General features: G+C 33.4%; 22 protein-coding genes. 6 read left to right on the forward strand and 16 right to left on the reverse strand.

Annotated features, from left to right (window positions below; translation table 11 throughout):
- Positions 1 to 14: 14 nt before the first annotated feature.
- Complete coding sequence (locus ACFX5D_RS11060; RefSeq protein ID WP_379858252.1) at positions 15 to 518, reverse strand: DUF2911 domain-containing protein; 504 nt, start codon at positions 516 to 518, stop codon at positions 15 to 17.
- A gap of 184 nt (positions 519 to 702) precedes the next feature.
- On the opposite strand from ACFX5D_RS11060, the gene ACFX5D_RS11065 reads away from it, so the two are divergent.
- A complete protein-coding gene (locus ACFX5D_RS11065) occupies positions 703 to 2619 on the forward strand; it encodes a DUF294 nucleotidyltransferase-like domain-containing protein (RefSeq protein ID WP_379858253.1) in 1917 nt (638 codons plus the stop codon).
- A gap of 3 nt (positions 2620 to 2622) precedes the next feature.
- Positions 2623 to 3219, forward strand: coding sequence for a 3'-5' exonuclease (locus ACFX5D_RS11070; RefSeq protein ID WP_379858254.1), 597 nt, complete (start codon positions 2623 to 2625; stop codon positions 3217 to 3219).
- A gap of 17 nt (positions 3220 to 3236) precedes the next feature.
- On the opposite strand, the gene ACFX5D_RS11075 is transcribed toward ACFX5D_RS11070, so the two are convergent.
- From ACFX5D_RS11075 to ACFX5D_RS11140, 14 genes are all read right to left on the reverse strand, one after another.
- Positions 3237 to 3722: a 4'-phosphopantetheinyl transferase family protein gene (locus ACFX5D_RS11075; protein WP_379858255.1), complete on the reverse strand. Its 486-nt coding sequence runs from the start codon at positions 3720 to 3722 to the stop codon at positions 3237 to 3239.
- Between the two features lie 26 nt (positions 3723 to 3748).
- Positions 3749 to 4006 (reverse strand): acyl carrier protein, encoded by a 258-nt coding sequence (locus ACFX5D_RS11080; RefSeq protein ID WP_379858256.1) that lies wholly within the window; start codon positions 4004 to 4006, stop codon positions 3749 to 3751.
- A 108-nt stretch (positions 4007 to 4114) separates the two neighbouring features.
- Positions 4115 to 5389, reverse strand: a complete 1275-nt coding sequence (locus tag ACFX5D_RS11085; protein WP_379858257.1) for a beta-ketoacyl-[acyl-carrier-protein] synthase family protein — start codon at positions 5387 to 5389, stop codon at positions 4115 to 4117.
- Entirely contained in the window at positions 5390 to 5824 is a 435-nt protein-coding gene (locus ACFX5D_RS11090; RefSeq protein WP_379858258.1) for a 3-hydroxyacyl-ACP dehydratase FabZ family protein, read from the reverse strand.
- Positions 5825 to 5832: 8 nt separating this feature from the next.
- Positions 5833 to 6885, reverse strand: a complete 1053-nt coding sequence (locus tag ACFX5D_RS11095; protein ID WP_379858307.1) for a type III polyketide synthase — start codon at positions 6883 to 6885, stop codon at positions 5833 to 5835.
- The gene (locus tag ACFX5D_RS11100; RefSeq protein WP_379858259.1) at positions 6882 to 7595 is read right to left on the reverse strand and encodes a methyltransferase domain-containing protein; all 714 of its coding nucleotides are present in this window, start codon (positions 7593 to 7595) and stop codon (positions 6882 to 6884) included. Before ACFX5D_RS11100 ends, ACFX5D_RS11095 begins: the two co-directional genes overlap by 4 nt.
- A complete protein-coding gene (locus tag ACFX5D_RS11105; protein ID WP_379858260.1) occupies positions 7596 to 8726 on the reverse strand; it encodes an NAD(P)/FAD-dependent oxidoreductase in 1131 nt (376 codons plus the stop codon).
- Between the two features lie 146 nt (positions 8727 to 8872).
- Positions 8873 to 10780 (reverse strand): acetate--CoA ligase, encoded by a 1908-nt coding sequence (gene acs, locus ACFX5D_RS11110; RefSeq protein WP_379858261.1) that lies wholly within the window; start codon positions 10778 to 10780, stop codon positions 8873 to 8875.
- Between the two features lie 527 nt (positions 10781 to 11307).
- Positions 11308 to 12777, reverse strand: a complete 1470-nt coding sequence (ilvC, locus tag ACFX5D_RS11115) for a ketol-acid reductoisomerase (RefSeq protein ID WP_379858262.1) — start codon at positions 12775 to 12777, stop codon at positions 11308 to 11310.
- An 85-nt stretch (positions 12778 to 12862) separates the two neighbouring features.
- Positions 12863 to 13384 carry an acetolactate synthase small subunit gene (gene ilvN, locus ACFX5D_RS11120; RefSeq protein ID WP_379858263.1) on the reverse strand — a complete coding sequence of 174 codons (522 nt, stop codon included), beginning with the start codon at positions 13382 to 13384 and terminating at the stop codon, positions 12863 to 12865.
- A 4-nt stretch (positions 13385 to 13388) separates the two neighbouring features.
- Positions 13389 to 15083 carry a biosynthetic-type acetolactate synthase large subunit gene (ilvB, locus tag ACFX5D_RS11125; protein WP_379858264.1) on the reverse strand — a complete coding sequence of 565 codons (1695 nt, stop codon included), beginning with the start codon at positions 15081 to 15083 and terminating at the stop codon, positions 13389 to 13391.
- A 139-nt stretch (positions 15084 to 15222) separates the two neighbouring features.
- Positions 15223 to 16896, reverse strand: a complete 1674-nt coding sequence (ilvD, locus tag ACFX5D_RS11130) for a dihydroxy-acid dehydratase (RefSeq protein ID WP_379858265.1) — start codon at positions 16894 to 16896, stop codon at positions 15223 to 15225.
- Between the two features lie 56 nt (positions 16897 to 16952).
- Entirely contained in the window at positions 16953 to 18068 is a 1116-nt protein-coding gene (gene leuB / locus ACFX5D_RS11135; protein ID WP_379858266.1) for a 3-isopropylmalate dehydrogenase, read from the reverse strand.
- 50 nt (positions 18069 to 18118) lie between these two features.
- Positions 18119 to 19294, reverse strand: coding sequence for a 2-isopropylmalate synthase (locus ACFX5D_RS11140; protein WP_379858267.1), 1176 nt, complete (start codon positions 19292 to 19294; stop codon positions 18119 to 18121).
- 154 nt (positions 19295 to 19448) lie between these two features.
- On the opposite strand from ACFX5D_RS11140, the gene ACFX5D_RS11145 reads away from it, so the two are divergent.
- A complete protein-coding gene (locus ACFX5D_RS11145) occupies positions 19449 to 20993 on the forward strand; it encodes a hypothetical protein (protein WP_379858268.1) in 1545 nt (514 codons plus the stop codon).
- 361 nt (positions 20994 to 21354) lie between these two features.
- Here the strand turns inward: ACFX5D_RS11145 and ACFX5D_RS11150 are convergent, their stop codons facing one another.
- Positions 21355 to 23331 carry an alpha-ketoacid dehydrogenase subunit alpha/beta gene (locus ACFX5D_RS11150; protein WP_379858269.1) on the reverse strand — a complete coding sequence of 659 codons (1977 nt, stop codon included), beginning with the start codon at positions 23329 to 23331 and terminating at the stop codon, positions 21355 to 21357.
- A 171-nt stretch (positions 23332 to 23502) separates the two neighbouring features.
- Between ACFX5D_RS11150 and ACFX5D_RS11155 the strand changes: the two genes are divergently transcribed.
- The 3 genes from ACFX5D_RS11155 (at position 23503) to ACFX5D_RS11165 (ending at position 25868) form a co-directional block, all read left to right on the forward strand.
- On the forward strand, positions 23503 to 24453 hold the full coding sequence (locus ACFX5D_RS11155) for an isopenicillin N synthase family dioxygenase (protein WP_379858270.1): 951 nt from the start codon (positions 23503 to 23505) through the stop codon (positions 24451 to 24453).
- Between the two features lie 142 nt (positions 24454 to 24595).
- Complete coding sequence (locus ACFX5D_RS11160) at positions 24596 to 24925, forward strand: translation initiation factor (RefSeq protein ID WP_379858271.1); 330 nt, start codon at positions 24596 to 24598, stop codon at positions 24923 to 24925.
- A gap of 73 nt (positions 24926 to 24998) precedes the next feature.
- Complete coding sequence (locus tag ACFX5D_RS11165) at positions 24999 to 25868, forward strand: nucleoside phosphorylase (RefSeq protein WP_379858272.1); 870 nt, start codon at positions 24999 to 25001, stop codon at positions 25866 to 25868.
- Positions 25869 to 25882 lie beyond the last annotated feature (14 nt).

The following is a 25882-nucleotide window of genomic DNA, read 5'->3' on the forward strand; positions in this document are numbered from 1 at the left end:
TACTTTACCATAAATTATTTAACTGAAAATGGGATGTTCCATTTTTCCCAACTTAAAACAATGTTATCATTATTTATTATGTAAACTAATTTTTCAGTCATAGTAGCAGTACCTTTTTGTTTTACTGTAACTCTCAACTGATCTTGTTTAGGATTATATTTATAAGCGCCCCATTGTTTAGGTTCTTTATTAAAAATGATAACACATTCCTTTTCGTTTGGAATAACAAAAAAAGAATATTTTCCTGCAGGTAATTTTGATCCTTCGATTATTAGCTCTTTATCTGTTTCAAATGTGGTAGCTTCATTAGCCCCAGCACGCCAAACTTCATTGTATGGGACTAAAGTACCCCAGATTTGTCTTCCCTTAACAGATGGACTACTGTAATTTATACTGATAATCGCTCCATTAATTTTTCCTGTCGCAACGGTTGCAGGACTAGCTTTCTCTTGAGCATTTATGAAATTCACAAACAATAAAGCCAATGCTAAAAATGATATTTTTCTAAGTAATCCCATGATTTAAAATGTTTTAGTTATAAATGCAAACTTAAATAACTTTATTAAATTTATAAAAAATTCTTACTAATTTTAAGAAAAAAATAAGGATTATATAAATTATTATTTTTACTATAAAATTGATCTTATAGTAATTATTTAATTTGTTATTTTTACAATCAATACTTTATTTATTTGTCGAACTATGAATTCAATTGCTGAACACATTGCTGATTTCTTAAAGGAATACCCACCGTTTAATCATTTGACTTTTCAAGAATTATCTGAAATTGCTATTAGCATTCGCGTTGTAAATTTAGAAAAGCACAAAATATTATTTCAAATTAATGATGCTTTGCACGATAGTTTTTATGTTGTGGCTTCTGGCGTTATCAATTTATCAGTTATAGCTGATGCTGAAGAGACATTATTAAACAAATGTCATGATGGCGATATTTTTGGTTTACGTCCGTTTTTTGCTAAAAACAATTACATGATGACTGCCAAGGCTAGAGAAGAAAGCATTGTTTACGCCATTCCAATTGCCACTTTTCGTCCTTTTGTGGCTAATAATTCAGAAGTTTTAAATTTTTTACTGGAGAGCTTTGCAACAAATACCCCTAATCCAAAAGATAAAGAAAATTTAAGAGGTAAATTAATTTCAGATAATGTCTATTATTCAGATAAACAGTCTGAAATGCAGTATTTTCAATCTCTAAATTATAATAATTCTCCTTTAAAGACAACAATCACAAGAACAGTTATAGAAGTTGCACAACTTATGACCGAAACGATAATGAATAATGTTGTTGTTTGTGATAATGATATGCCTATTGGTATTGTTACCGATAGTGATATGCGTTCAAAAATTGCAACCGGTAGGTTTCCTCTTATTGCATCTATTGATAAAATAATGTCATCTCCGGTGATAACGGTGCAAGAGAATGTTTCCTTGGCAGAAGCGCAATTGCTTATGATAAAACACAATATGACTCATTTGTGTGTGACTCAGGACGGTACAAATAAATCTGCTGTAAAAGGAATAATTTCAGAAAGAGATTTAATCATTGCTCAAGCCAGTAATCCGGGTGTATTAATAAAAGAAATTAAACGTTCCCAAACTCCAAAAGATCTAAAACAAATACGAGAGCGACTAGCTGATCTTATTCAAAATTCGATTCATAAAAATATTCCTCTTTCTCATATAAATAATATTGCCAGTGAAATTAATATGGCACTTATTAAACGTTCAGTCGAATTATCAATTTTAGAATTAGGCTCTCCTCCTGCTCGTTTTGCGTGGTTAAGTATCGGTAGTCAAGGACGAAAAGAACAATTACTACAAACGGATCAAGATAGTATTTTAATTTTTGAAGATGTATCACCTGATAAATATAGAGACGTAAAAGACTATTTTCTAAAATTAGGAAAGAGAACAACTGCAACCTTAGAGAAAATAGGTTATGAACTATGTCCAAATGGGCACATGGGAAGTAATATGCTTTGGTGTAAATCACTGACAGACTGGACAAAACAGTACAACAGTTGGATGAATACTCCGGGTGAAAATAGTAATGATTTGAGCAGTATATTCTTTGATTATGAAATTGCGTTTGGAGAACAAAAAATTGAAGAAGCCATAACTAATACCGTTTTCAAAAATGCGAAAAACAATACTTTGTTTTTTGACTTTTTAGGAAATGATGCCCTAAGAAAAAATGCCCCTTTGACTTTTTTCAAAAATTTCAATGTGGAAGAAGAAGGACCAAACAAAAATAAATTTGATATAAAAACACGTGCTTTAATGCCATTAATAGATGGCGCCCGTTTGTTTGCTTTAAATTACAACATCAGAGGAATCAATAATACTTACCAAAGATTCAAACAATTAGCAATTACCGATGTCAAAAATTCAGAAATTTATCTTAATTGTGCCGAAGCCTTTTTGGTTTTGTCAAAATTTAGAACAATAGAAGGCTTGAAGAATGATGATTCCGGTCAATTTATAAATTTGAATGAATTATCAAAAATTGATAAAGAAAAATTAAAAAGTGCGCTAGCTCCAATGAAAGAATTAGAGGAATTAATAAAAAGTAAATTTCAACTTACGCAATTTTCATAAAGTATGATCGATTGGCTTAAAAATATAAATAAAGAGCATCCCGAATTTTGGAAGGAGTATCTTTCTAAATTTGATAAAAAATCAAAACGATTCGTAATTTTATCGACTGAAACTTCTGGTTTAAATCCGATAAAAGACGTAATTCTATCTATTGGCTCATTTGCGGTAATCGATAATAGTGTTGTTATTGGGGATAGTTTTGAAGCGGTTTTGTTACAATATAAATTTCTTCACGATAATGGACTTTCAAACGAATTTATCGTAGAGAGTAAAATGAAAAAATTAGGTGAACTTGAGGCTATTAAATCACTGATTGAATTCCTTGGAAATGCTGTATTGGTAGGACATCATATTGATTTTGATGTAGAAATGATTAATGCCGCACTAGAAAGACTAGATTGCGGGCGCCTAAAAAATGAAGCTTTGGATATTGATGTAATGTATCGTAAACTTCAAGATATCAACAACAGGCAATTTTCATTAGACGAACTAAGTACCATATACAACTTACCCAAAAGTGATCGTAATTCTTCCTCCGAGGACGCCTACAAAATTGCATTATTATTCTTAAAATTAAAGTCCAGATTGGGAATTAAATAACAATTTCATTTATGAAATCAAAGGGTAATACCTTTCCAAAAATGCCCGTGATGAGAAATCGAAACGGGCTTTTTTATTTCACTCAAATCGTCAATTATATATGGAATTCCGTTTGTTTTACAGATTTTATCGTCCGCTTTTATGTCTTTTATTTGAATAAAATAATCTTCTTCCGTAACCGCAATTGTATAAATATTATCATCTGAAATGTTGGTTTTTGTAAAATAAAGTTCACCATTACATAGTACCATTCCTGAAGTTTCACTTTCGTAAAAACATACTAGTTGCAAAGGGAAATACCTTCGAATATTCGTCTGCCGATTATAGATTTTATAAGCAGCTTCTTTTCTGGTCCATAAGTTCCAAACCATTACTTCCGAACTGATCGCACTAGTAATAAGTAGCTGTTCCTGTTGCGTAAAAATTTTATCCAAAAAACCTTTCCGCTGCCAGTTGCTTTCTTTTTTAGCTAAAGCCAAATCTACTATATCGTTTCCAATCACTTTTATTTATCTATTTTGAACATCACTTACAATTTTTCTGATAATTTAGCTTCAATAATTTCCATTGCTGATTTTACGTTGATCATTCGTTCCATCGATTCATTATCAATTACAATATTGTATTTTTCCTCAATATCTAAAATAACATCAACTAAATTAGCAGAGTTAATTTTCAAGTCATTGATGAAATCAGTTTCTTCAGTCAATCTATCAAATGCTTCTTGATTAGCAATGTACGGTTTAACAATACTTTTTAATTCTTCAATTGTTTGTTCTTTATTCATATTTAATTTTTTAGCCAATAAAGGCGATAAGATGTGACGTTTATTTATTAGTTCTAATTAGATGCCTATTTTTTGATTCTGCTTTTTCCCAATTAACACTGAATTATACTAGGATTTAAATTTCTTAAAAATTACACAACCATTGACATCTCCAAAACCAAAACTCGCTTTTGCTATGATATTTAATTCTGTTTCAATTAATTTTTTAGGAATTCGGGACTCTGCAATAAGCGCAGTAATCTCAGGATTTATATCTTCACAATTAATATTTGGAAAAACAAATGCCTGATGCAATTGCAATACCGAAGCCACGCTTTCAATACTTCCCGCTCCTGACAAACAATGACCCACCATTGATTTCAACGAATTTATATACGGAAAATCAATTCCTTTTCTTCCTAAAGCTTCACTCCAATTCTGGATTTCTAAACTATCTTTTGATGTGGCTGTCAAGTGTCCATTAATCGCATCTATATCCTTTTGATGAATTCCCGCATTTTCAATAGCATTTTTAATGCATTTCTGAACTGCAACAGGATTTGGAGCCGTCATAGTTCCTAATCCGCGTTGTCCACCGGAATTTACATTTCCTCCCAAGACTTCGGCATAAATTTTTGCCCCGCGAGCTACCGCAGTTTCTAGATCTTCTAAAACCAAAGCTCCTGCTCCGCTCGCAGGGACAAACCCAGAAGCACTTATACTCATTGGCTTTGAACCTTGTTCTGGGGAATCATTATGTTTAAAAGTACAAACGCGCATTGCATCGAAACCTCCCCAAATATAAGGACCGGAATCACTCGTGCTTCCTGCTAAAATACGTTTTGCCTGACCCAGTTTTATACGTTCGTAAGCCATGAGAATACTTTCGGTTCCAGTAGTACAAGCAGAAGAATTTGTAGTAACCTGATTTCCTAAACCTAATTTCCCTCCTAAATAAGCGCTCACACCGCTATTCATAGTTTGTGCCACGGCAGTACTTCCTAACCTTCTAGTTTGAAAATCATCAATTTTATAAATACTTTCCCGAAATTTATCTATTCCAGAAGTTCCAGTGCCAAAAATGGTCCCGCTATCCCAATCTGGCTCCTCATTGATTTCCATTGTTAATCCTGCGTCTTTCCACGCATCTATTCCTGCAATTACGCCATATAAAATACCCGTTGAGTTAAAATTTCGCAATTCTAGTTCAGAAAAATATTGCAATGACAATTCAGTAGAAATTTCAGGCTTTCCGGAAATCTGACAGGAAAATTGTAATCGTTCTAATTCCGGGTCTTTTTTAATGCCTGAAACACCCTTTTTGATTGCATGAGTAAACGCATCAAGCCCTACTCCATTTGGAGCAACTACACCTAGTCCCGTTATTACAACTCTTTTTTTCATTTATTTACGCATTACCATTCCTGCAATTATTCCTGTGCAAACAACTTCTTCATTTTCATTTTTCAAGATTACTTTACATTTTAATTTTCCAAATCTAAAATATATTTTTTCAGAAATCACAATTACTTTTTCAGCAGGAAAAACTGGTTTTAAAAATTCAATATCCGTTGATGTTAAAGCAATTGAAGTACTTTTACTAAATGTATTACTTAGTAAAAATATACCCAGACAAACCAACCCAATTTGAGCCATAACTTCCATTAAAATAACACCTGGAGTAACTGGAAAATCCTTAAAATGGCCTTTGTAAAAATCTAGATTTTCATCAAAAGTGTAACTGCCCTCCACTCCGTTCTCATCAATATGGGTTATTTCGTCCACAAATAGAAAAGGCTTTGAATAGGGCAATTGTGCTATGATATCTTGGCTATTCATTTTATTGTTTAAAACTGCAGTAATACTCGTTGTGCTGAAAATCCTGGTCCAAAACTCAGCATCAATCCTTTTGACCCTTTTTCCGGATTAGCATCCATAATTCTTTCCAGAACATATAAAACAGTAGCGCTCGACATATTCCCATACAATCGTAATACTTCTTTGGTATCGTTTATATTTTTTCCTAAATCAGAAAATAAAGCTTCAACCGTTTGTACAATTTTCTTTCCTCCTGGATGAAAAATTAAATGGTCGATATCTTTCATTTTTAGAGTATTTCTTTCTAAAAAAGGATGAATGATATCCGGAAAATGAGAAGCTATCGTTTCCGGAACTTCAATATCCAAAACCATTTGCAAACCGGAATTGGTGAGCTTAAAGCCCATCATATGAATGTTATCATAAAAATGATACATTTCTTCAGCTAGAATTTCTGGCCCTTCATCATCTTCATGGGAAGAAAGCAAAACACAAGCGGCTCCATCACCAAAAATTGCCGCGCTTACAATGTTTGCCATCGAAAAATCATCTAATTGAAACGTTGCTGTAGGACTTTCGACAGCAATTACGGCAGCACGTTTTCCAGGATTGGCCTGCAAGAAATTTTTAGCATAAATAATTCCAGAAATGCCTGCTGCACAGCCCATTTCAGTGACTGGAAGCCGAACAATATCCTGACGCAATTTTAATTTATTAATTAAATAGGCATCTAAAGAAGGAATCATAATTCCAGTGCAACTTACGGTAATGATATAGTCCAAATCTTTAGGATTCCAATTGGCTTTTTTCAATGCTTTTTCGAGTACTTTTTCACCTAATTCAATTACTTCACGTACATAAATATCATTTCTTTCTTCAAAGGATGTTTTCGTAAAAACTTCAATGGGATCCATAATAGAATAGCGCTTATCGACTGCAGCACCTTCAAAAATTTTTTTTACCTTTCTAATAAAACGTTCCTCCTGACCCTCTAGCCAAGCATCCAAAAAAGGAATAATTTCGTCCGTATTTCTTGAATATTTTGGTAATTGTTTGCTTATCGTTTTTATTTTTACACTCATATTTTTGAAATTATCCATTGGTAGCGAAAAGCCCATTTCCATTGGATTTTATAGTTGTTAAAGTTTATTTCTTTTGAAAAATTGACTAATTCTACTTTTTTAAATCCTCTTAATATTGAAATTAATCCATCATCACGTGACATTTTATTTAATCTAAAAACAAAACATATCACCTGAAAAAGACGGTACGCTATTGCACTCCTTTGCAGGTCATTAACAACGATCCCCATTGTTGAATTAGCATTAAATACGTTCAGTAAATTAACAATTTCGTTGTCTTTAAAATGATGTAACGTCAATGTACACAGAACAATATCGTATTTTAATTCTTCAAAATGTTTATCAAAAATATCCTCACATTGGTAGCTTATATTCGGATAATTTTCAGATAACTGTTTTGCATGATTAACTGTAAAATTATTTGCATCAATTCCAATCAATTGAAAATCTAATTTAGCTTTCAACCCATAATCAGCCAAGGTTCGCAACATATCTCCATTACCACAACCTACATCAACTATTTTAATTGTTGTTGTTTTTGGAATGTTTTTTATCAATTCCTGAACCCCTAGTAAAGTTAGTTGGTTTCCTCCTAAAAGCTGGTTAATTTTGGCTATTTTATCTAATGCGTCCCGTAAGATTTCTCCTTTCATGGCAAAATCGTCCATCGTTTCAGGTTCATCCGTCCTATATTTGGTGTTTATAAGCATTTATAAGTTTAAAATTATCGGTTTCCCGTGTGTCTTTTTTATAATTATTGCCAATAAAAACGGAAATGTAATTAATATACGCATCAATACAACAGATAGTTTTTGCTTTTGCAAAAGATTCGATAAAATTCTTCCCATCGCTAACCTGCGTTTAAAATAAAAATTCCATTCCTTAATGTATTTTTCTTCTAATTCAGTCCTGGATTTTATTTTGTCACTGATATAGCTATCAATTAGTTCTGCAACAATTTTAGCACTATGTATGGCCATAGCCATTCCGTTTCCGCAAAGCGGATGAATCATACCAGCAGTATCGCCAATCATTAAAATATGGTTTTCAACAACTAGCTTTTTCTCAAAACAAATTTGGCTAATCGTTAAAGGTTTTTCAAAAATGAGATTACACTTTTCAAAAATTGTTTTTAAAAGTGGATTAGCAGAAACCACTTTTTCTTGGTAGTCATCCGTATTTTTAAATTTTTTAAAGGTTTCATAATCCGCTAAATAGCAAATATTTACAATGTTATTTTCTACTTTTGAAACCCCGCAATAACCTCCATTAAAGTTGTATAAACCCACCAATTGATTTGGGAAATCTCCAGAATAATGCGCCTTTACCGCCAACCATGGAGACTTTTTCTGAATGAAATTACGATTTAATTTTTGATCAATATTTGACCGTTTTCCAAAAGCACCAATTACAATCTTTGATTTAAAAATGGTGCTATCCAAAGTGGTTACTGTAAATTCATCATTATTAAAAACAATCGATTCTACCGTGTCTTTAATTATTTTACAGCCATTTACAATTGCTTTTTTATATAAATATTCATCAAGAGTGTAGCGACTAATTCCGAATCCTCCAAGAGGCAAACTGTCTTTAATTGTTTTTCCGGAAACCGTTGAAAATTCAATATGAGTAATCTGTGTTGGATGCAAATCTTCAATATCTAAATTAAGCCATTTGAGGTACGGCAAAACTTCATTCGATATGTATTCTCCGCAAACTTTGTGTTTTGGAAATTTATTTTTTTCAACAACGGTAACTTGAAATCCAATTTTGGATAAATGAATAGCTGCAGTCAAACCTGCTAAACCACCACCAATAATTAAAACTTCCTTGTTTTTCATATAGAAGTAAATTTATGGATTTGTAAGCGAATGTCGCTATATAATTGAATATAAAACTTAAATAATTAACATAATTATTTTTAACATCTGAAAAGTAATTAAGTCTAAAAAAAGCCGCTTGATTTACAAACAGCTTTTAATTTTATTTACAATTTTCCTTCCTTTATTTCATCGATAACTTCTGGATTTAATAAGGTCGATGTATCTCCAAAGTTTGAATAGTCACCCTCCGCGATTTTTCGCAGAATTCGACGCATGATTTTTCCGGAACGAGTTTTTGGTAAACCTGAAACAAATTGAATTTTATCTAACTTAGCAATTGGCCCAATATGATCCGCTATGTGTTGATTAATTTCTTTGATCAGATTTTCTTTATTTCTAGTTTCACCGGTTTCTTTTAGCGTTACAAAACCGTATAACGCGTTTCCTTTAATATCATGTTCAAAACCTACAATAGCTGATTCAGCAACGGCCGGATGCTCATTAATAGCATCCTCAATAGGAGCAGTTCCTAGATTATGTCCTGAGACAATAACTACATCATCTACTCTACCAGTAATTCTATAATAACCCACTTCATCACGTAAAGCTCCGTCACCAGTGAAATATTTTCCAGGAAAGGTAGAGAAATAGGTATCTTTATAGCGCTGATGGTCACCCCAAATGGTTCGGGCAATTCCTGGCCATGGAAACTTGATACATAAACTTCCTACCACTTGATTACCTTCTATTTCATTTCGTTTTTCATCCATCAAAACGGGTTGAATTCCCGGTAATGGCAAAGTAGCGTAAGTTGGTTTAGTTGGAGTAACAAATGCAATTGGCGAAATCATAATTCCTCCAGTTTCCGTTTGCCACCATGTATCTACCACGGGACACCTTTTATCTCCTACATGATCATTGTACCAGTGCCATGCTTCTTCATTTATGGGTTCTCCTACGGATCCAATAACCTTTAAAGATTTTAAAGGATATTTTTGAACATAATCGAGGCTTTCTTTAGCTAAAGCACGAATAGCTGTTGGAGCCGTGTAAAATTGGGTGACTTTATGTTTTTCGATAATTTCCCAAAAACGACTAAAATCAGGATAAGAAGGGACTCCTTCAAAAATAACAGTTGTACCTCCATTCAGTAACGGACCATATAAAGTATAAGAGTGTCCGGTAATCCAACCGATATCAGCAGTACACCAAAAAATGTCATTTTCTTCATGATTAAAAACGTTTTTAAAGGTATAGGCTGTATAGACCATATATCCTGCAGTAGTATGCACCATCCCTTTTGGTTTTCCAGTGGAACCGGAAGTATAAAGAATAAATAATGGATCTTCGGCGTCCATTATTTCAGCTATATTGTTGTCTGATGCTTCGTGTAAAAGAGGTTGGAGCCATTGGTCGCGTCCCATTTTCATATTAACTGTTGTATTTGTTCTCTTAACAACAAGTACTTTTTCTACTCCAGGACAGTGTGTCAATGCCTCGTCAATTATTCCCTTTAAATCAATAGTTTTATTCCCTCTATATCCACCATCTGAAGTGATAACGAGCTTGCAATCACTATCATTTATTCTTGTTGCTACTGCAGAGGATGAGAATCCCGCAAAAACAACCGAATGTATCGCTCCGATTCTTGCACAAGCCAAAGTAGTAATGGCTAATTCAGGAATCATTGGTAAATAGATACAAACGCGATCTCCTTTTTTTATTCCTTGTTCACGCAATACATTTGCCATTTTACAAACTTGCTGATGCAATTCATTATAGGAAATGTGTAATGCTTTTTCACTGGGATCATTGGGCTCAAAAATTATTGCCGTTTTATCTCCTCTTTTATTTAGATGTCTGTCAATACAATTTTTTGTAATGTTTACTTTAGCTTCGGTAAACCATTTTACTTCTGCTTCGGCCATATTAAAGTCAACCACTTTATCCCACTGTTGGTACCATGTAAAGTTTTCTTCTGCTATTTTTCCCCAAAATTTTCTTGGTTCACGAACTGATTTGTTATAATGTTTAAAATATTGTTCTAAATTTTCAATTTTATAATAGCTCATGTTTTAATTTTTTATAAAAGTATCAAATCTCTCGCTATTCTTAAAATTATTTAAAATATTAATTTCTATAAAAAAATCATTATCACGTAAAAAAAAAAGCTATCGACTGAAGATTTGTTGGTTTTTTGCTGTTTAGATAAAAATATTTGATACAAAAAAAAGCGAGATAGATTTTCTCTACCCCGCTCTTTGTCTCAACAAAAATTAACAACAAATAATTTAGTAATCATAAACCCTAATTTCTAAATATACTAACCAAAATAATTTAGACTTATAACAAAATAGATATTACTAAAACCTTGCATAATAAAATCATTTATTTATTTTAAATCAAAATAGTTTTTACAATTCTATTTTAAAATAAAGGAATTACTTCACTTAACTCTCAGCTCGTTTGGAGTTAAGTGAATGTATTTTGCATCGATATCCTTTTTCTCTTAATAAGTGACTAATTCAAAATACTATGAATTCAAATGATATAATGCAAATCCCAACACACCCTCATGTGTGGTAATTCCTAATTTTTATTATCCTATTTTTTTCATCGCAGTCATAGATTCTCTCAACCACTCTCCGACTTCTTCAATAGGATGTTGACGAATACTTTTATTTACTGCAATAAGTACCGCATTATCTACTCCGTTTGAAGTTGAGAATGGTTTTCCAATAATGTTTGTGTCTACAGTTTTCATAAACTCTGTCAATAAAGGCTTACAAGCATGGTCAAAAAGATAACAACCGTATTCAGCTGTATCAGAAATGATTCTGTTCATTTCATATAATTTTTTTCTTGCCACAGTATTAGCAATTAAAGGCAGCTCATGCAAAGATTCATAGTAAGCAGATTCTTCAATGATACCTGATTGTGTCATGGTTTCAAAAGCTAATTCTACTCCGGCTTTTACCATGGCAATCATCAAAACACCATTGTCAAAATATTCTTGTTCTGAAATATGTGCTGCTGTTGGCGCGGTTTTTTCGAAATTTGTTTCTGCAGTAGCAGCTCTCCAAGTCAACAAATTGATATCATCATTAGCCCAATCAATCATCATATTTTTTGAAAATTCACCAGAGATAATATCATCCATATGTTTTTGAAATAAAGGACGCATGATATCCTTTAATTCGTCTGCTAATTCGTAAGCTTCGATTTTTGCAGGATTAGAAAGACGATCCATCATGTTTGTAATTCCACCATGTTTCAAAGCTTCAGTTACAGTTTCCCAACCGTATTGAATTAATTTTGAAGCATAAGCTGGCTCGATTCCCTTTTCAACCATTTTGTCGAAACATAAGATAGAACCTGTTTGTAACATTCCACAAAGAATTGTTTGCTCTCCCATTAAATCTGATTTTACTTCCGCTACAAAGGAAGAGTTCAAAACTCCTGCTTTGTTACCTCCAGTGGCAACTGCATACGCTTTTGCTTGTTCGAAACCTTCATTATTTGGATCGTTTTCAGGGTGAACTGCGATTAAAGTTGGTACACCAAAACCTCTTTTGTATTCTTCACGAACCTCAGATCCTGGACATTTTGGAGCACACATAATAACGGTGATGTCTTTACGGATTTGCATTCCTTCCTCTACGATATTAAAACCATGAGAATAAGCTAATGTTGAACCATTTTTCATCAAAGGCATGATTGCTGTTACTACAGCGGTATGTTGCTTATCTGGTGTTAGGTTACAAACCAAATCAGCAGTTGGAATTAATTCTTCATAAGTTCCCACTTTGAAACCATTATCAGCAGCATTCATATAAGAAGCTCTTTTTTGTGCAATTGCTTCTGCACGCAATGCGTAAGATATATCTAAACCTGAATCTCTCATGTTCAAACCTTGGTTTAAACCTTGAGCTCCACAACCTACAATAACTACTTTTTTTCCTGCTAATGCTGTTATACCATTGGCAAATTCTGATTGATCCATGAATTCGCAAACGCCTAATTGTTCTAATTGTAATCTAAGTGGTAATGAATTGAAATAATTTGCCATCTTTTTTTATTTAATGATTTTAAAATTTAATAATTGAAATTTTGATTGCTGCACTAACATTAATCTAGTGTTACTGCAATGAATTCTATTTAAGCTCTTCTAATAACGTTGATATTTCCATTTTTTCTTTGGAAACAGATATTCTTCCTGAACGCACAAATTGCATGATTCCGAAAGGTTTTAATTTCTCGTATAGTTCTTCAATCTCAGAGCGTCTCCCTGATTTTGAAATCACAAAAAAGTCTCTTGATACGGTAACAATTTCTGAATGACTCTCTTTAATGATATTTTGTATTTGTCTTTCGTCAAATAACAAACTCGAATTTATTTTGAACAAAGCGCTTTCCAAGAAAATAGTTTCTTCATCAACATGATAAAAGGCTTTAATTACTTCGATTTGTTTTTCGATTTGGCCTACAATATTTTGCACCCACTTTTCAGTTGTGTCCACTACAATGATGAATCTGGAAACGTTTTCAATTTCTGATTCGGATACATTTAAACTTAAAATATTGATATGGCGTTTCAAGAATATTCCTGATATTCTGTTTAATAAGCCAACGTTGTTTTCTGAATAAACAGAAATGGTGAATGTTTTATTTTCCATAATATTAACTTAATCTCATCTCCGAAACTGATGCTCCTGTTGGAATCATTGGGAATACATTATTTTCTTTTTCTACCATAACTTCCAGAAAGTACGATTCTTTTGAAGCCATCATTTCGGCAACAGCAGCATCTAAATCTTCTCTTTTGGTTACTTTTTTGGCTTTAATATAATAGCCTTCAGCAATCGCTATAAAGTTAGGGTTGGTCATTTCTGTAGAAGCATATCTTTTGTCAAAAAACAATTGTTGCCACTGACGCACCATTCCTAAAAATTCGTTGTTCAATACTACAATTTTTACAGGAACCTTGGTTTGAAAAATAGTTCCTAATTCCTGAATGGTCATTTGAAAACCACCATCACCAATAATAGCTACTACTTCACGTTCTGGCATTCCCATTTTGGCACCAATCGCAGCCGGTAACGCAAATCCCATAGTTCCTAATCCTCCAGAAGTAACATTACTTTTTGTAGAATTGAATTTGGCATAACGACAAGCAAACATTTGGTGTTGTCCCACATCCGAAACCATAATCGCATCCCCTTTTGAGTGCTTATTGATCATTTCGATAGTTTCACCCATAGAAATTCCTTCTTTCTTAGGTTTTAACTCCTCATTGATAACGGCTTCCAATTCAATTTTATACATCTCCTTGAATTCGTTGTGCCAAGATTCATGTGTATTACTTTTGATAAAAGGAAGTAAAGTCGTAAGCGATTCTTTAACATCAGCTAAAACAGCGACAGTCGTTTTTACATTTTTATCTATCTCTGATGGATCAATTTCAAAGTGAATTACTTTGGCTTGTTTCGCATAAGTAGCTAAATTTCCTGTAACACGATCATCAAAACGCATTCCAAGTGCTATCAAAACATCACATTCATTAGTCAACAAATTAGGACCATAATTTCCGTGCATCCCTAACATTCCTACATTCAAAGGGTGATCTGTTGGCAATGCCGAAAGTCCTAAAATAGTCCAAGCAGCAGGAATTCCTGATTTTTCAACTAATGCTTTTAATTGTTCTTCGGCTTCGCCAAGGATAATTCCCTGACCAAAAACGATATATGGTTTTTTTGCATTGTTGATTAGTTCCGCAGCCTCTTTAACTTTTTCAATATCTAAAGTGGGTTTTGGGTTGTAACTTCTAATGCTGGTACATTTTTTATAACTAAATTCAATTTCGTCAAATTGCGCATTTTTTGTAATATCAATCAATACTGGACCCGGACGACCTGATTTTGCAATAAAAAAGGCTTTCGCAATGATTTCTGGTATTTCATGTGCTTCGGTAATTTGATAATTCCATTTGGTAACCGGAGTCGAAATTCCGATAATATCTGTTTCCTGAAATGCATCTGAACCTAATAAATGCTTTCCTACTTGACCAGTAATACAAACCATTGGAGTTGAATCAATTTGAGCATCAGCAATTCCGGTTACAAGATTTGTTGCTCCAGGGCCTGAAGTCGCAATGGCAACTCCAACTTTTCCTGTTGCTCTTGCATATCCCTGAGCGGCGTGAGTAGCGCCTTGTTCGTGGCGTACTAAAACATGCTGCAATTGATCTTGAAATTTATATAATTCGTCGTAAACAGGCATTATGGCACCTCCAGGATAGCCATAAACCAAGTCTACTCCTTCTTCTAATAAGCATCTAATAACGGCTTCTGCGCCGGAAATTTTAGTATTTTCCATTTTTTATTTTTTTAGCAACTACCTTTTTTAAAATTAACTGGCAATAGCAATTTCAATGGCAATTTCAAAATTCACTGGTAATAACAATCAAATTATTTTTTTTGATATTGATATTAACTTTTGAAATTGCTATTGGTTTTTATTTATCGGTAACACATCCTTCAGAAGCACTGGAGACCGAACGCATATATTTAAGTAAAACTCCTTGTTTAATTGGTGATACAGGTTGAATCCAGCTGGCTTTACGTTTTGCAAATTCTTCGTCAGATATTTTCATATTTATCGTATTTTTCACAGCATCAATTGAAATCACATCACCGTTTTGTATTAAAGCAATTCCTCCACCTTCATAGGCTTCCGGAGTAACATGTCCTACTACGAATCCGTGAGACCCTCCAGAAAATCGTCCGTCAGTAATTAAAGCGACAGTACTTCCTAAGCCAGCTCCCATAATTGCAGATGTTGGTTTAAGCATTTCCGGCATACCTGGACCTCCTTTTGGACCACAGTACCGAATAATAACCACATTTCCTGGTTTTACTTCGCCTCCTCTAATTCCTTTAATTACATCGTGTTCGTTTTCATAAACGACTGCTGTACCTTCAAAAAATTCTCCTTCTTTACCACTAATTTTAGCCACACAACCTTCTGAAGCTATGTTTCCGTATAAAATCTGAATATTTCCAGTAGCTTTTAACGCTTTTTGGATTTGATGAATCACGTCTTGTCCATCATTCAAATCAGGAACTGAAGCTAAGTTTTCGGCAATTGTTTTTCCCGTTACCGTTAAACATTCACCGTGTAAAAGTCCTTCTTTCAATAAATATTTCATTACTCCCGGAACGCCACCTACATTATGTAAGTCTTCCATTAAGTATTTACCACTTGGTTTCAAGTCAGCAAGCAATGGTGTTTTATCACTAATATCTTGGAAATCTTTTAATGTAAGATCAACTCCTACTGCATGTGCCATTGCAATTAAGTGCATAACCGCATTTGTTGAACCTCCTAAGACAGCCACTATTGTAATCGCATTTTCAAATGCTTTACGAGTCATAATATCTCTAGGCTTAATATCTTTTTCCAGTAATATTCTGATTGCTTTACCAGCATCTGCACATTCTTGTTTTTTTTCTGGACTCAAAGCAGGATTAGAAGAACTGTAAGGTAAACTCATCCCTAAAGCTTCAATCGCTGATGACATTGTGTTAGCAGTATACATACCACCACAAGCACCTGCTCCTGGACAAGCATTTTGAATCACACCTTTGAAATCTTCAGGTGTAATAGTGTTATTGAATTTTTTTCCTAATGCTTCAAAAGCAGAAACAATATTCAAATCCTCCCCTTTCCATTTTCCAGGATGAATAGAACCTCCATATACCATAATAGAAGGTCGATTTACTCTACCCATAGCCATCAAAGCTCCTGGCATATTTTTATCACAACCTGGAACAGCGATCATACCATCATACCATTGTGCTCCCATAACAGTTTCAATAGAATCTGCAATTACATCACGAGAAACTAAAGAAAAACGCATTCCATCATTACCATTTGAAATACCATCACTAACACCAATAGTATTAAAAATCAAACCAACTAAATCTTCTTTCCAGACGCCAGTCTTAATATCTTTAGCCAAATCGTTTAAGTGCATATTACAAGGGTTTCCATCATAACCCATGCTCACTATTCCTACCTGCGCTTTTTTAAGATCTTCTTCAGTTAATCCAATTCCGTACAACATGGCTTGAGAAGCTGGTTGTGTTTCATCTTGGGTGATTATTTTGCTGTATTTATTTAATTCCATTATTTGTTAATTTGTGTATGTGTTTTATGTTTTAGGACTAAGAAATTACCTTACCATTAAACGATTGTTGATTGTCCTATTTTGATATTATCAATTTTAAAATATAAGTCATCTTTGCTTAAAATGACGTTTGAAATAAAATCACCTACTTCATTGGTTCCAAATTTTGAATCTTTATTTAAGTCTACTGTAACTACATTATACTCGATGGCTTTTTCTACCGCCTCATATACTTTTGTAGCTTCTTTATGGAGTCCAAAATGTTCTAACAACATAGCTGCAGATAAAATCGAAGCAATTGGATTCGCTATATTTTTTCCGGTAGCCTGGGGATAAGAACCATGAATAGGTTCAAAAAGAGCATTTGTTTTCCCTAATGATGCCGATGCTAATAATCCGATAGAACCTGTGATTACACTAGCTTCATCAGATAAGATATCACCAAATAAATTTTCAGTCAATATCACATCAAATTGTCTTGGATTAAGAATAATTTGCATTGCGGCATTATCGACAAAAAGGAAATCCAAAGCTATATCAGGGTAATCTTCACTTACTTTTTTTACTACTCTTCTCCATAATCTGGATGTTTCAAGGACGTTGGCCTTATCAACCATAGTCACTTTTTTTCTTCTATTTTGCGCACTTTTAAATGCTAAATGGGAAATTCTGGTAATTTCTTCTTCTGAATATTCACATAAATCCGAAGCTATTGTTCCAGTCTCATTTAATTTCTTTTCACCAAAATAAACACCGCCAGTCAACTCCCTGAAAATGATAAAATCAGCACCTTGGATTATTTCTTTTTTTAAAGGAGACGCATTTAATAAAGAAGCATATGGTTTTATAGGTCTAATATTAGCAAATAAACCCAATGATTTTCGTAGTTTTAATAAACCTTGTTCTGGACGCACTTTGGCATCCGGGTTATTATCGTATTTTGGATCTCCAATAGCTCCAAATAAAACGGCATCTGTATTTAAACAAAGATTCAATGTTTGCTCTGGAAGAGGATTTCCCGTTTTATCAATGGCAATGGCTCCAACAAAGGCATCTTCAAAAACAAATTCATGGTCAAAAATTAATCCAACAGCATTTAACGCTTTCTTAGCTTGTAAGATTACCTCTGGTCCTATTCCGTCTCCTGCTAATGCTGCTATTTTTAAGTTCATGATGTTGTTTTTTAAAATTGTGTTCTAAACCTTTTATCTAACTATTTGTATTAGCTTCTAATTAATTCACTTTGTATTTTGCATACTTCAATAATTTGATGAATGTCCTCATCTAACACTTCTTTTTTGATATCTGCAAATCTCAAAAACTCAATATAGACAATATCAAGTTGAACTTTGGTAAGTTCGTAACCTACTTTTTTGGCTCTGTAAGCTAATGCAGCTCTACCGCTTCTGGCGGTAAGAACTATCGAAGATTCATTTACACCAACATCCAATGGATCCATGATTTCATAAGTTGATCTATTTTTTATAACTCCATCCTGATGAATTCCTGAGCTGTGTGCAAATGCATTAGCACCCACAATAGCTTTATTAGGTTGCACAATCATTCCCATGCTTTCTGAAACCAATCGACTCATTTCATTCAATTGTTTAGAGTCTATATCAGTATATAAGTTCAAATAAGGATGTTGTTTAAAAATCATAACTACTTCTTCAAGTGCCGTATTTCCTGCTCTTTCACCAATCCCATTAATAGTACATTCAATTTGTCGAGCTCCATTTACAGCACCCGCAATAGAATTGGCAGTAGCCATACCAAGATCATTATGACAATGACAAGAAAGAATTACATTTTCAATTCCTTTTACATTTTCTCTAAGATATTTAATTTTCGCTCCATATTCCTCCGGCAAACAATAGCCTGTGGTATCCGGTATATTAAGTACAGTAGCGCCTGATTTTATTGCTTCTTCACATACTTTTGCTAAGAAATCATTATCAGTTCTACCAGCATCTTCAGCATAAAACTCTACATCTTCTACATACGATTTAGCGTGCGAAACAGCAAATTTTGCTCTAGCTATAACATCTTCTCTTGTAGTATTAAGTTTGTGTATTATATGAGAATTTGAGGTTCCAATACCAGTATGAATACGAGGTTTTTTTGCATATTTTAAAGCGGCTGCAGCAACATCGATATCATTTTTTACTGCTCTGGTTAAACCACAAACTGTGGCATTTTTAACAATCTTGCTTATTTCTGTGACAGATAAAAAATCACCTGGACTAGAAACAGGAAAGCCAGCTTCAATAATGTCAACTCCCATCTCATCTAAGCGATTTGCTATAACAAGTTTTTGTTTGGTATCTAGTTTGCATCCTGGGACCTGTTCTCCATCTCTTAAAGTGGTATCAAAAATTTGAACTTTCTCTCTATTCATTTTCATTTATTTAATGTAATTTCACATCTTCATAACAAAAATAGATTTCAATACTTAAATATAAAATTCATTTTAACCAAATATACTGCTTATAAAGCACCCAATAAAGGCTTAACTTCTTTATTTACAGTATATTACACTTCTATATTTTACAATGGCTAACCATCAAAAAGATTTTTTATTTGTTTTAATAAAATCCCTTTCAAAGTCCGAAAAGAGACAATTTAAGATTTTTGCAAGTAGATTGGAAACAAGTTCTAATACAAAATTTATCGAATTATTCAACATTCTGGACAAGTCCGACGTGTACGATGAGAAGCTTATCTTGAAAAGTGGTGTTATAAAAAAAGTACAATTATCAAACCTAAAGTCCTATTTATATAAACAAATATTAGTCAGTATCCGGTTGAATATTCCTAGCCAAAACATTCGTTATCAATTAAGAGAACAAATTGATTTTGCAGCAATATTATACAACAAAGGTTTGTATAAGCAAAGTTTGAAAATCTTGGATAAAACAAAAATTGCAGCTCTAGAAAATGACGAAAAACTCATGGCCTATGAAATTGTCGAATTTGAAAAACTTATTGAATCCCAATACATAACTCGAAGTATTCAAGGGCGAGCAGATGAACTAGTTGTACAAGCAAAAGAATTAAATTACAGGAACACTATTTCCAGTAAATTATCCAATTTATCACTGCAGTTGTATGGAATAATGCTTAAAACCGGATATGTAAAAAGTGATGAAGAATATAAATATATTGATGATTACTTCAACAAACATATTGCCAAATTAGATGAGAAAAAATTTGGATTTAGGGAAAAATATTGGTTTTATAATGCTAATCTTTGGCGTAGTTTTTTAGTGCAAGACTTTTTATCCAGTTATAAATATTCATATAAATGGGTCACTCTTTTTTATGATAATCCCACTATGATATATCTGAATCCCGTCTTTTTCTTAAAAGGGAATCATTATTTACTGGAGTCGCTATTTATGTTAAAATACAAATCGAAATTTAAAAAATATTTGGTTCTTCTGGAAGAAACGATCAATGATCCTCGTTTTCCAGTAAATGATAATATTGCGTCGTTATCGTTCTTGTATTTGTATAACAACAAATTAAATTATCATATTCTGGAAGGCACTTTTGCGGAAAGCGAATATCTGATTCCAGAAATTTTAAATAAATTAAAGTTGCATAGCGAGCATCTTGATGAACATCACGAAATGATGTTTTTCTATAAAATTGCCAGTATCTATTTTGGAAATGAAAAATATGTTGAATCGATATTCTATCTAGAGAAAATTATAAATAATAAGAATCTTTCCATGCGCGAAGATTTAATGTGTTTTGCCCGACTACTGAGTTTAATCGCTCATTATGAATTGGGTAATGATTATTATTTAGAAAATCAGTTGAAAAACACCTATAAATTTTTATTAAAAATGAATGATTTGCATGAGGTGCAAAAAGAAATCATTAAGTTTTTGAAAAACTTAAACTCCATTTTCCCTGGCGATATTAAGAAGGAGTTTATTAAAATGAGAGAGCGATTCATCGAATTAGAAAAAAATACCTATGAAAAAAGAGCATTTCTTTATCTCGATATTATCTCCTGGTTAGAAAGCAAAATTGAAAACCGAAAAATCAGTGATATTATCAAAGAAAAAGCAAAATTGAGTAATAGGTAATTTCATCATTGAAGCATTAACTAAACTTGAAAAGCCTAAAAAAACTTCAAAGAAGCACTATAAAAAGCTTCATTTCGCCACCAGAAAAAAACAATGTATCTGGAAGAAATAGCCTTGATGAAAAAAAATATTCGTGGAATTAAATTAAAACTTGTTATTCAAAAAATAAAAGTTATAAATTTATGAGACACTTAAATTCAATCTTATGAATGGTTTATTTAAAACAATACTAGCAGGTTACGGCGCTAAAAAAATGGGCTGTGGCTGTTTTGGAACAATTATACTATTTATAATTATCTATTGGATATTAGGTTATTTTTAAAATGAAAATTCTAAAAATAACCTAATTAAAAATCCACTATTAATATTCCAAAAGTTGTTTCAAATCAATTACGAATCTGCCCTTCGGCAAATATTGATCTTCCAATGCTTTTGTAAACGGAATTGGTGTGTCTAAACTCGCAACACGTTTAACAGGCGCATCTAGATATTTGAAACAATTTTCCATTATCATTGCCGAAATATCGCTTGCTATTCCACCAAACATGGAATCTTCCTGATAAATGATTACTCGTCCTGTTTTCTTTACCGATGCGAAAATAGCTTCAGTATCCAAAGGTTGTAAGGTTCTTAAATCCAACAAATCAGCCGAAATTTCTGGATTTTTAGTTAAAGCATCCAAAGCCCAATGCACTGCTGCACCAAACGAAATAATGGTAACCTGATTTCCTTCTTTCAGTAAAGCTGCTTTTCCTAATGGAATGGTATAATAATCAGTAGGAACCTCTTGGTAAACGCTTCGATACAATTGTTTGTGCTCAAAGAACAAAACCGGATTCGGGTCGTTTATGGAAGTATTCAAAAGTCCTTTGGCATCATACGGAAATGCCGGATAAACTACTTTTAATCCTGGTGTTTTGGTAAACCAAGCTTCATTAGTTTGGGAGTGAAAAGGTCCTGCTTGTGTTCCACCGCCACAAGGCATTCGCACTACAACATCAGCTTTTTCTAACCAACGGTAATGTGATTTGGCTAATAAATTCACAATTGGATTAAATCCTGTCGAAACAAAATCGGCAAACTGCATTTCCACAATCGTTTTGTATCCATTTATAGACAAACCCATTCCTGCAGAAACCACAGCACTTTCACAAATTGGCGTATTGATGACCCGCTCTTTACCAAACTGCGCTACAAAACCATCTGTAATTTTGAAAGCACCACCATATTCAGCGATATCCTGACCCATGATTACTGAGTTTTCATGGCGTTCCATTGATTGTCTCAAACTGGTAGAAATAGCATCTATAAAACGAATATTTTCTTTTTCTTCTGAACGGTTAACTTGTTCAAATACATACGGTTTATAAATATCATTTAGTTCTTCGCTTAAAGTAGCCTCAATTTCCGGTTCCGCATTGGCAATAGCCAGACTTTCATCAATATCCTTCTTTATTTCAGCATGTAAAGCCGCATCAAAATCTACGGAAAGAACCCCGTTTTCAGTTAAGTATTTTCTATAATTTTCTACCGGATCTTTAATCGCCCACAGGTCCATTAACTCTTGCGGAACGTATTTGGTTCCACTCGCCTCTTCATGCCCGCGCATCCGGAAGGTTTTAAATTCTAATAAAACAGGACGTGGATTTTCTTTCATCGAAGCTTTCAATTCGGATAACAAATTAAACACTTCAAGGATATTATTTCCATCAACAATATGGCTTTCCATTCCGTATCCTTTTCCTTTATCAGCCAAGTTTTCGCAACGGTATTGTTCATTTGTAGGTGTCGAAAGCCCATACCCATTATTCTCAATCACAAACAGCACCGGTAATTCCCATACAGCAGCAATGTTTAACGCTTCATGAAAATCGCCTTCACTCGTTGCGCCTTCTCCAGTAAAAACTGCGGTGACTTTTCCGTTTTTCTTTAGTTTATTAGCTAAAGCGATTCCGTCAGCAACGCCTAATTGAGGTCCTAAATGGGAAATCATTCCTATAATCTTATATTGTTGGGTTCCAAAGTGAAAACTACGATCACGACCTTTGGTAAAACCATTGGCCTTGCCTTGCCATTGTGAAAAAAGGCGATACAATGGAATGTCTCTTCCAGTGAAAACCCCCAAATTTCTATGCATTGGCAAAATATACTCATCTGAATCTAAAACTGCTGTAACACCCACAGAAATTGCCTCTTGACCAATTCCAGAGAACCATTTTGATACCTTTCCCTGACGAATAAGAATTAACATTTTCTCCTCAATTAGTCTTGGTTTCAGTATTCTTTTGTATAAATCTAATAATTGATCGTCAGTAATATTTTTTCTGTCAAAAGTCATTTTCTCGGTTTTATTGTATGGTTCAAAGATAAAAAAATATAACAGCTTGATATTATTTTGTTATATTTTTTTACATTGTTTATAAGTTTTAAAATTCAGATATAAAATTATTCTTTACATTTGTATTTGCAAGGTTTTTAATCTTCAAGTTATTAAAAAATATTTAAAAGTATGCAAAACATTCCTAGTGTTGACTTGCGTGATTTCCTTTCGGACGACCCGAAACGTAAACAAAAATTTGTAAATGAAATCGGAAGTGCATTTGAAGATATTGGCTTCGTAGCACTCAAAGGGCATTTTTTAAACGACCAGTTGGTTGATGAATTGTATGGTGAAATCAGAAATTTTTTCGCTTTGCCTTTAGAAACAAAACACAGTTATGAAATCCCCGGAATTGGTGGACAAAGAGGTTATGTTTCTTTTGGAACAGAACATGCAAAAGGCAGAAAAGAAGGTGATTTGAAAGAGTTTTGGCACTTTGGACAATATGTGTCTGAAGATTCAAAATATGCCTCTGAGTATCCTGAAAATGTAGAAGTAAAAGAATTGCCTCGTTTTAATGTAGCCGGTAAGGAGGCCTATCAAATGCTGGAGAAAACGGGTGTTTACGTTTTAAGAGCTTTGGCAATTCACCTTGGTTTGGATGAATTTTATTTTGACCAATATGCCAAAGATGGAAATTCAATTTTAAGACCTATTCACTATCCACCTATTACATCTGAGCCAGCAAACGCTATTCGTGCTGCTGCTCACGGTGATATCAACTTGATTACTTTGTTGATGGGTGCGCAAGGAAAAGGGTTACAAGTACAAAATCACGATGGAGAATGGATTGATGCTATTGCTGAATCGGATGAATTAGTTATAAATGTGGGTGATATGTTATCGCGTCATACTAATAACAAATTGAAATCGACCATTCATCAAGTGGTAAACCCACCAAGAGAGTTGTGGGGAACATCCCGTTATTCTATTCCGTTTTTTATGCATCCGGTGAGCGACATGAAATTGGATTGTTTGGAAAACTGTATTGATGCCGAACATCCAAAAAAATTCGAAGATATTACCGCAGGAGCCTATTTATACGAGCGTTTAGTAGATTTGGGGTTAATCAAAAAATAATTCTTAATTTATAGTTCAAGGAAGACATCGAGTTCGCTTGATGTCTTTTTTTTTTACCATTAAGAAATTAAGGTTCATTAAGAGCTGTGAAACTTAATTTTCTTAACTTCTCAAAGGTTTAATAATCAATTAATTTTAAAAAATGGACTTACAAGACCAATTAAAAAATCTTTTTCCAGATCACGAACCATCTCCTGAAGATTCAATTGAAGAAGTGGCACACGAATTATACGTTCAAAAAGAACCCATGATCTGCAAATTCGAAAAACGAAAAGGAAAAGCGACTACCATAATTGAAGGCTATGAAGGTACTGACGCCGATTTTAAAATTCTTGCCAAGGAAATTAAAACCAAATTGAGTGTTGGAGGAACTTTTAAAGATGATTCTATTATTATTCAAGGTGATTATCGCGATAAAATAATGACTATTTTAAAAGAAAAAGGATTTAAAGTAAAACGTGTTGGAGGATAGAAAAAGTGGTCAGTGTTTAGTTATTAGTATTTAGTTGAGCAAATTGAAACCTTAAACATCAAACAAAAAAATAATGATACAATCATCCGAATTAATATTAAATCCAGACGGTAGCGTGTACCATTTGAATTTAAAACCAGAACATATTGCACACGATATTATTTTTGTAGGAGATCAAAATCGCGTGGAAAAAATCACACAGTTTTTTGACAGCATCGAATTTTCGACGCAAAAAAGAGAATTTAAAACCCAAACCGGGATTTTCAAAGACAAACGAATTACGGTAATGTCCACAGGAATTGGTCCTGACAACATTGATATCGTCATTAACGAACTGGATGCTTTAGTTAATATTGATTTCAAAACCCGTCAACCAAAAGAAAAGCTGACTTCATTGAACATCATCCGTATTGGAACTTCAGGCTCTTTGCAAGCTGATATTCCTGTGGATAGTTTTGTGATGTCAAAATTTGGATTAGGCTTAGACAATATGCTCCGCTCCTATTTGATTGACGAAGTTTCGAATCTTGAAATGGAAGACGCCTTTGTGAAACACACCAATTGGGATTTAAAAAAAGGAAAACCATACGTAATCGCTTGTTCTGAAAAATTAGAAAAAATGATAGAGAGCTACACAATGCACAAAGGAATTACCGCAACTGCAGGTGGTTTTTACGGTCCACAAGGACGTGTATTGCGTTTAAATATTCAAGATGAAGCATTAAATTCTAAGATGGATAATTTTACATTTGGTGACAACCAAATCACAAATTTAGAAATGGAAACTGCAGCTATTTATGGACTTTCGGTGCTTTTAGGACATAATGCATTATCATTAAACGCCATCATTGCCAATCGTGCTTCAGGAACATTTAGCAAAGATCCATACAAAGCCGTTGATGAATTAATTGCATATACATTAGAAAAAATTGCTTTAGGATAGAGAAATTAATTTTC

The sequence above is a fragment of the Flavobacterium fructosi genome (assembly GCF_042787335.1).
Classification (GTDB): domain Bacteria; phylum Bacteroidota; class Bacteroidia; order Flavobacteriales; family Flavobacteriaceae; genus Flavobacterium; species Flavobacterium fructosi.